The organism is Psychromonas arctica (assembly GCF_038155225.1).
In the GTDB taxonomy this organism is placed as follows: Bacteria; Pseudomonadota; Gammaproteobacteria; order Enterobacterales; family Psychromonadaceae; genus Psychromonas; species Psychromonas arctica_B.
Map to the genome: position 1 here is coordinate 1 of NZ_JBAKBA010000488.1, position 206 is coordinate 206.

Annotated in this window: 1 protein-coding gene; it reads left to right on the forward strand. The window is 40.3% G+C overall.

Annotated elements, in window-relative coordinates; all coding sequences use genetic code 11:
• The first annotated feature begins 12 nt into the window (after positions 1 to 12).
• Entirely contained in the window at positions 13 to 204 is a 192-nt protein-coding gene (locus tag V6255_RS19190) for a DUF3185 family protein (protein ID WP_341629503.1), read from the forward strand.
• Positions 205 to 206: the final 2 nt, after the last annotated feature.

The following is a 206-nucleotide window of genomic DNA, read 5'->3' on the forward strand; positions in this document are numbered from 1 at the left end:
ATCGGAGTTTGAATGAATAACAAAGTAATGGGGTTAGTACTGATCGTTTTCGGCATTATCTTATTTGTATGGGGTTATGACGTCTATAGTTCACAAGAGATCGAAGCCAATAGCTCTATTCCTCCACTTCGAGCATGGGTTGGTATGGTCGGGGGTGCGATTAAACTTTTTGTTGGGGTTTTAAAGCTGAAATCAAAATCCTAACC